6 protein-coding genes are annotated in these 6900 nt (G+C 65.5%); 1 reads left to right on the plus strand and 5 read right to left on the minus strand.

Annotation, left to right across the window (positions count from 1 at the left end; all coding sequences use genetic code 11):
* Positions 1-60: 60 nt before the first annotated feature.
* The 4 genes from AC5I5I_RS21350 to AC5I5I_RS21365 form a co-directional block, all read right to left on the minus strand.
* Positions 61-1044, minus strand: a complete 984-nt coding sequence (locus AC5I5I_RS21350; RefSeq protein WP_495976397.1) for a tripartite tricarboxylate transporter substrate binding protein — start codon at positions 1042-1044, stop codon at positions 61-63.
* Positions 1045-1056: 12 nt separating this feature from the next.
* Complete coding sequence (gene cnbZ, locus AC5I5I_RS21355) at positions 1057-1806, minus strand: 2-amino-5-chloromuconate deaminase CnbZ (RefSeq protein WP_495976399.1); 750 nt, start codon at positions 1804-1806, stop codon at positions 1057-1059.
* A 94-nt stretch (positions 1807-1900) separates the two neighbouring features.
* Positions 1901-2353 carry an acyl-CoA thioesterase gene (locus AC5I5I_RS21360; RefSeq protein ID WP_495976401.1) on the minus strand — a complete coding sequence of 151 codons (453 nt, stop codon included), beginning with the start codon at positions 2351-2353 and terminating at the stop codon, positions 1901-1903.
* A complete protein-coding gene (locus AC5I5I_RS21365; protein WP_495976403.1) occupies positions 2350-3555 on the minus strand; it encodes an MFS transporter in 1206 nt (401 codons plus the stop codon). Before AC5I5I_RS21365 ends, AC5I5I_RS21360 begins: the two co-directional genes overlap by 4 nt.
* A gap of 218 nt (positions 3556-3773) precedes the next feature.
* Between AC5I5I_RS21365 and AC5I5I_RS21370 the strand changes: the two genes are divergently transcribed.
* A complete protein-coding gene (locus tag AC5I5I_RS21370; RefSeq protein ID WP_495976405.1) occupies positions 3774-5408 on the plus strand; it encodes a B12-binding domain-containing radical SAM protein in 1635 nt (544 codons plus the stop codon).
* 31 nt (positions 5409-5439) lie between these two features.
* Here the strand turns inward: AC5I5I_RS21370 and AC5I5I_RS21375 are convergent, their stop codons facing one another.
* Positions 5440-6684, minus strand: coding sequence for a sensor histidine kinase (locus AC5I5I_RS21375; RefSeq protein ID WP_495976407.1), 1245 nt, complete (start codon positions 6682-6684; stop codon positions 5440-5442).
* Positions 6685-6900 lie beyond the last annotated feature (216 nt).

The following is a 6900-nucleotide window of genomic DNA, read 5'->3' on the forward strand; positions in this document are numbered from 1 at the left end:
GGGGAGGGAGCACACCGAGCAAGGGAGGGGAGCGCACCGCGTTCGCGGCGCGCCTCAGCGTCACTCCGCCTTGGCGCCGGAGAACGCGACCACGTCGGCGTAGCGCGCCATTTCCTTCTTGACGAAATCCAGCGTCTCGGCGCGCGAGGTGGCCTTCACCTCGACGCCCTGCCTGGTCAGCGCCGCCTTCACCTCGGGCAGGTTCAGCACCTCGACGAACACTGCGTTGAGCCGGTCGAGCACCGCCGGCGGCGTCGCGCCGGGCGCGAAATAGATGAAGCCGGAATTCGACTCAAAGCCGGGGAAGCCCTGTTCGGCCACCGTCGGCACGTCCGGCAATTGCGCGACGCGGGTCGGATGCGCGACCGCGATCGCGCGCAGCTTGCCCTCCGTCACCAGCGGCGCCGCATTCGGCGTGTTGGCGAAGGCCATCTGGATGGTGCCGGGAATGAGATCGGTCAGCACCTGGCCCATGCCCTTGTAGGGCACATGCACCATGTTGGTGCCGGAGAGTTTCTTCAGTTCCTCGGTGCCGAGATGGAACGAGGTGCCGATGCCGACCGAGCCGTAATTGATGGTGCCGGGCTTGGCCTTGGCGAGGTCGAGCAGCTCCTTCAGGTTCTTCGCCGGCAGGTCGTTGGTGACCACGACGGTGTGCGGGGTGACGCCGGCATAGGTGATGGGCGTGAGATCCTTCAGCGAGTCGTAGGGCAGGGTCTTGAACAGGCTCGGATTGATCATGAAGGTGTTGGCGACGAGGAGAATGGTGTGGCCGTCGGGGTCGGCCTTCGCCACCGCGCCGGTGCCGATCTGGGTCGCGCCGCCGCCGCGATTCTCGATGGTGAGGGGTTGGCCGAGCCGCTTGCTCACTTCATCGGACATGGTGCGGGCGATGATGTCGGAAGTGCCGCCGGCGGCATACGGGATGATGACGCGGATCGGCTGGGTCGGCTTCCATTGCGCGGAGGCGGGTGCGGCGCATGCGAAGGCGGCGAGCGCCGCGGCGAGCGCGGCGGCGGAACGGCTGAACGATAGCGATGTCATGGCCAAACTCCTCTACAGGATCAGTTCGCGGGCGATGCCCCGCACGTCCATTTCGTAGTCGAGGCCGATCACCGGCGGCCGCGCGTAGTTCCAGACGAGGCCGCTCATGATCGCGCCGCGTGCGGCCAGCAATTCGCCGACGAGATGGCCGATATTCTGCACGGTATAGGCTTGCGTGGAGACGACATCCGGCCAGCCGAAGCCGAGCGCCTTGAGCCGTCGTTCCATCTCGTCGATCACGAAGATCACCTTCTCGCGCATGCCTTCCGGCGAGGTGTCGTTCATCCGTACGATGCGATCCTTGTAGGGCTCAGGACCGGAGCGCGCGTCGCCACCGCCGGACAGCATGAAGGTGCGGCGCGATGATTGCGCCGGGATGGTGTAGGTGAAGGCCAGCATCGAGGGCGTCGCCGGCTCGTGATACATCGGGCACACATTCGTGCGCGCCACCGGGTTCACGTCGTCCTTGTAGATGCCGAAGCGTTCCAGCGTCTGCACATATTGCCGGTTGAAGTCGATGAAGCCCTGGTCGTTGAACGGCGCCGGCGAGCGCAACTCGCATTGCGCGAATGCGGTGGTCGGCCGGCCGATCGCTTTCAGATGCGCCTCGACCCTGGCGAAGGCGTCGGCGAGCGGAACCGGCGCCATGAAGCGCGCGCGCTCGAGCTCATAGCCGTCCTCGGCCGCGACTCCGGCGGAATACTGGAACACTGCCGGGATGTAGCGATAGCCACCGGGGGCGAAGACGGTCGGTGCGGACATAAGCTCGAACTCCTGGGTCGATTTGTTTGCAAGCGACATGCCACGGATGGATGAAGCGCGGCACGTGTCAGAGTATATGCATGAGCGTGCCGGTCTAGCCGGTCGTCAAATCGTCAACCGCGCGTTGCAGCGCGTCCGGCAGCGCCACCGGCCGGCCGCTCGCGCGATCGACATAGACATGCACGAAATGCCCCTGCGCGGATGCGGTGTCGTCATCGCCGCGGAAGATGCCGATCTCGTAGCGCACGCTCGAGGTGCCGCGATGCGCGACGCGCAGGCCGGCGGTGATCGTCGCCGGAAAAGCGATCTGCGAAAAATAATTGCAATGGGTCTCCACCACGAGGCCGATCACGGCACTCGCCGCGATATCGAGCGCGCCGCGCTCGATCAGGTAGCCGTTCACCACGGTGTCGAAATACGAATAATAGGTCACGTTGTTGACGTGGCCGTAGACGTCGTTGTCCATCCAGCGGGTCGGGATCGGGCGCAGATAGCGATAGGCGGAGCGTCGCTCGGGCGAGGGGCGTGTTGTCGGGGCGCGTGTCATATGGCCGATTGTGCCGAACGCAGCCGCAAAGACAATGCGATCACCAGCGCGACGTTGAGAATTGCGAAGGCCGAGAGGATCGCCAGCGTCGGCGATATCCCGGCATGCTCGATGGCGAGTGCTCCCGCTGCGGGCGCGAGCGCCTGGATCACCAGGCTCGGCATCGCAATCTTGCCCATCAAACGTGGATAGCGGACGGCGCCGAAGATCGCGAGCGGCAGCGTGCCACGGGCGATCCAGGAAACGCCGTAGCCCGCGGCATAAAGGATGACGGCGAGCGCGATCACCGGCCATCCGGACAGCAGCAGCAACAGTCCGACCGCCATAAGCGACACCGACGCGGCCAGCGTCCAGATCGGATGATAGCGTGAGCCGGCGAGGCTTTCGACCACGCGCGCGGCGATCTGCGCCGGGCCGAACAGCATGCCCAGCGCGACCGCCGACGCGAAGTCGAGGCCGCGCGCCTGCAGCACGATCAACAGATGCACCACGATGATCGAGCCGATGCCGGCCGCAATCGACAGGATCAGCGCGATCAGGATCAGGATGGCGGTCTCGTGAGGAACGGTGGTGGCGGGTTCTCTCCCGGCTGTCTCATTGGATGACGATGCCGCTTCCGGTTCGGCCTGCGGCGCGCCGCGCATGGCGAACAATTGCAGCGGCAGTGCCAGCAGCAGATGCAGCGCCGCATAGGTGAAGCAGGCGCCGCGCCATCCTATGCTTTCAACGAGGAATGCGCTGAGCGGCCAGCACACGGTGGATGCGAAGCCGCCGAACAATGTGAGATGGGTGATCGGTCCGCGCGCCGCCTGTCCGTACCTGCGGCCGAGCGCGGCGAACACCGCGTCATAAAGACCGGTGCCCATGCCGAGCCCGACCACGACCCAGGCCGCGAGATAGAACGGTACCGACGGCGACAGCCCGATGCACGCGAGGCCCGCCGCGAACAGGAGCGAGCTTGCCGCCAGCACCGGCCGGCCGCCGCGATGCGCGATCAGTGCGCCGACCTTGGGTGAAATCAGCCCGCCGACCAGAAGCCCGACCGAGACGCCGCCGACCACCGCGGACAAAGGCCAGCCGGTATCGGAGACGATCGGCGCCGCCAGCACGGCCGGAAAGTAGAACGACGAGCCCCAGGCCAGGATCTGGACGACGCCGAGACAGACGACCGTGACGAGGGGGCTGGACGAACCGGACGGCATGGTCCGGGACCTTAGACGAGGCTTGTCACGAGTCGGAAGCCGGGCGTCTTCGCGCTGGACCGCCTGTGACCAGCTCACATTCTACAGCCCGACCTGCGACAATGTGACCGGATTGGTCGGCTTAGCGGTATTTTGGCACCCGGAGGTCCGAGGCAACCTCCGCGGCGGCATGGACTTGCCCTCGCGAACAGCCTAAGCCGTTAACCGTGAATTTGTCCGTGACAGAAAAAACGACAGGGGCGGCGTCAAGCGCGTGCAACGTTCTGTTGGTCTATCCGCGCTTCGCGGGCGAGACCTTCTGGAACTTTGCTGCAGCCTGCGAGATTTTCGGCGCCAAATATCCGACCTCGCCGCTCGGTCTGATCACGGTCGCGGCGCTTCTTCCCTCATCATGGAATCTGCGGCTCGTCGACCGCAACGTCGAGGATCTCGCCGACAGCGATCTCCACTGGGCCGATCTGGTCATGACCGGCGGGATGCTGCCCCAGCACGACGACCTGCTCGCGATCATCAATCTATGCCGCGATCACGGCAAGCCGGTCGCGATCGGCGGGCCGGCTGCGACCTCGGTGCCGCACTTTTATGCCAAGGCGAATTTCCAGGTGCTGGGCGAAGTCGAGGACGTGATCCACGATTTCATCGCCGCCTGGGAGGCCGGTGCGCGCGAGGGCGTCTTCCAGGCCAAGAAGTTCGAAATCGATGTGCGCAAGACGCCGATCCCGCGCTTCGACCTCTTGAAGTTCGACCGCTATCTTTATGTCGGCGTGCAATTCTCGCGCGGCTGCCCGTTCACCTGCGAGTTCTGCGACATCATCGAATTGTACGGCCGGGTGCCGCGCACCAAGTCGACGCCGCAGATGCTGGCCGAGCTCGACCGGCTGTATGAGCTTGGCTACCGCGGCCATGTCGATTTCGTCGACGACAATCTGATCGGCAACAAGAAGGCCGTGAAGGCGTTCCTGCCCGACCTCAAGAAGTGGCTCGAGGAACACGATTACCCGTTCGAGTTCACCACCGAGGCCTCGCTCAATCTCGCCGACGACGACGAATTGCTCCGCCTGATGAACGAGGCGAATTTCGTCGGCCTGTTCGTCGGCATCGAAAGTCCCGATCCCGAGACGCTGGCGCAGATGCGCAAGAAGCAGAATACGCGCCGCAGCATCCCGGACAGCGTCCACAAGATCAACGCCGCCGGCATGTTCGTGACCGCCGGCTTCATCGTCGGCTTCGACAACGAAAAGAGCGGCATGGCCGATGCCATGGTCGAGCTGATCGAGGAGTCGGCGATTCCCGTCTGCATGGTGGGACTGCTTTACGCGCTGCCGAACACGCAGCTCACCCGCCGCCTCACCAAGGAAGGCCGGCTGCATCCGCCGCCCGAATTCGCATCGAGCCGCGCCGATCAATGCACCCTCGGCCTGAATTACGACACGCTGCGGCCGCGCAAGGAAATCCTCACCGACTACCGGGATATCCTGCAGAAGGCCTATGAGCCGGAAGCCTTTGCCGGGCGGCTGCGCAAGCTCGTCACGCTGCTCGACAATTCGACACGCGTTCATCAGAGCGCGACCGGCGACACCCGCCGGAAATTCCAGAGCACGGTCGCCCGCATCATCGAGCGGCTGCCGGGTGCGCGCGACGAGTTCAAGCAGATCCTTGTGCAATGCGCGACGCAGAATCCAAGCTCGCTGCGCACCATCGTGACGCTGATGGCGTTCTACCTGCATCTCGGCCCGTTCTCGCGGCACGTGATCGAGCAGATCGACCAGCGGATTGCAGAACTAGATGACGAGCCGGCGCGGCCGATGCCGATGGCCGGCGACCTGATCGCGGCGAGCGAAGCCGCCGAATAGCGGGCCGCGTTCGGACGCACGTGCGCCCTGGTCACGGCTCTTGGTCCTGCGGCAGGATCGGCAGCGTCACCCGGATGCAACTGCCGCGCTCGGAAAACGGCATCACCACAGCATCACCAGCATGCAATCGCGCGATCCCGCGCGCCAGCGTCATGCCGAGGCCGGAGCCCTTGGTCTCGCCGTTGATGCGGAAGAACGGCACGAACACGCGCTCGCGCTCGTCGTCCGGAATGCCGTTGCCACCGTCGCAGACATCGATCAGCGCATTCGCTCCATCGCTGCCAACCGTGACGCCGACCGGCGGCTTGCCATGCCGGGTGGCGTTGTCGAGCAGGTTGCGGATCATGTGGCGCAGATAGCGGCGGTCGGCGGTGACGGTGACGGCTTCGCCATCCACCGCGCAATCGTCGTAATGCGCGGCCTCTTCCGCGACCAGAGCGAGCAGGTCGACATGCTCGGGCTGCGGCAGCACCTTGATCATGTCCAGCCGGCTCGCCATCAGGATGTCGTCGACCAGCGCGTCGAGTTCGCCGATATCCTGGCTGAGCGCGGTCTTGTATTTCGGGTCGTTCTTCTCGGCGAGCATCTCGATGCCGAGCCGGATGCGCGACAGCGGCGTGCGGATTTCGTGCGAGGCATGCGCCAGCATCAGGCGGTGCGCATTGACCAGTTCCTCGATGCGGGCGGCGGCGCGGTTGAAGCTTGCGGCCAGGCTCGCCACCTCGTCGCAGCCTTCCACCTTCACGCGTGTCGTCAGATTGCCGGAGCCGAGGGTCTCGACGCCCTCCTGCAATCGTTCCAGTCGCCGCGTCAGCCCGCGCACCACCGGGAAGGCGCACAGCGCAATCACTAGGGCAATGCCGCCGAGCAGCAGGATCAGGCCGATGGCGGGATGACGCGGCTCGGTGCCGCGCGCCACCATCCAGCGTCCGTCCGGCAGCGGAAGACTCCAGGCGCCGTGACCGGGCATGAAGCCCGGGCGGCTTCGATCGGGCTGCGGGATCGGTGCATCGCCATAAGAGGCGATCAGTTGCAGATCCTTGTCGAACAGGCCGAGACTGGCGCCGAGCCGCTGCGCGAATTGTTGCACGGCCGCCTGTTGCACCGACGGCGGTGCTCCCGCGGGCGGCAGCACCGCCGAGACGAGTTCACCTGCGACATCGAAGCCTTCGGCGAAGGCCGGCGGTTTGAGCCGCCAGATCCCGCCGGCGATCAGCACCACCAGCAACAGCGCGAACACGATGGTGAGATAGATCTTGAGATAGAGGCGCTTCATGGGGCGCCACTTTTGCCGCTTGGCGCGGTGCAATCCCTCCCCCGCCTGCGGGGGAGGGTGGCGAGCGAATGCGAGCCGGGTGGGGGAATGACCAGAGCAAGCCCCCACCCCGATCTCCTTCGCCCCCAGCGCGCCGGGGGAGGACCCACCCCCCCGAAAGGGGGGGGGGGGAGAAGGCGGGGGGGGGGGGGGGACACCCAAAAAAAAACAGATTAT

It is taken from the genome of Pseudorhodoplanes sp., assembly GCF_059499825.1.

What these genes read in the sequence shown, in the direction of transcription:
- AC5I5I_RS21350 (WP_495976397.1), bottom strand. Translation starts at nt 1,044, where the DNA reads ATGACATCGCTATCGTTCAGCCGTTCCGCCGCCGCGCTCGCCGCGGCG.
- cnbZ (WP_495976399.1), bottom strand. Translation starts at nt 1,806, where the DNA reads ATGTCCGCACCGACCGTCTTCGCCCCCGGTGGCTATCGCTACATCCCG.
- AC5I5I_RS21360 (WP_495976401.1), bottom strand. Translation starts at nt 2,353, where the DNA reads ATGACACGCGCCCCGACAACACGCCCCTCGCCCGAGCGACGCTCCGCC.
- AC5I5I_RS21365 (WP_495976403.1), bottom strand. Translation starts at nt 3,555, where the DNA reads ATGCCGTCCGGTTCGTCCAGCCCCCTCGTCACGGTCGTCTGTCTCGGC.
- AC5I5I_RS21375 (WP_495976407.1), bottom strand. Translation starts at nt 6,684, where the DNA reads ATGAAGCGCCTCTATCTCAAGATCTATCTCACCATCGTGTTCGCGCTG.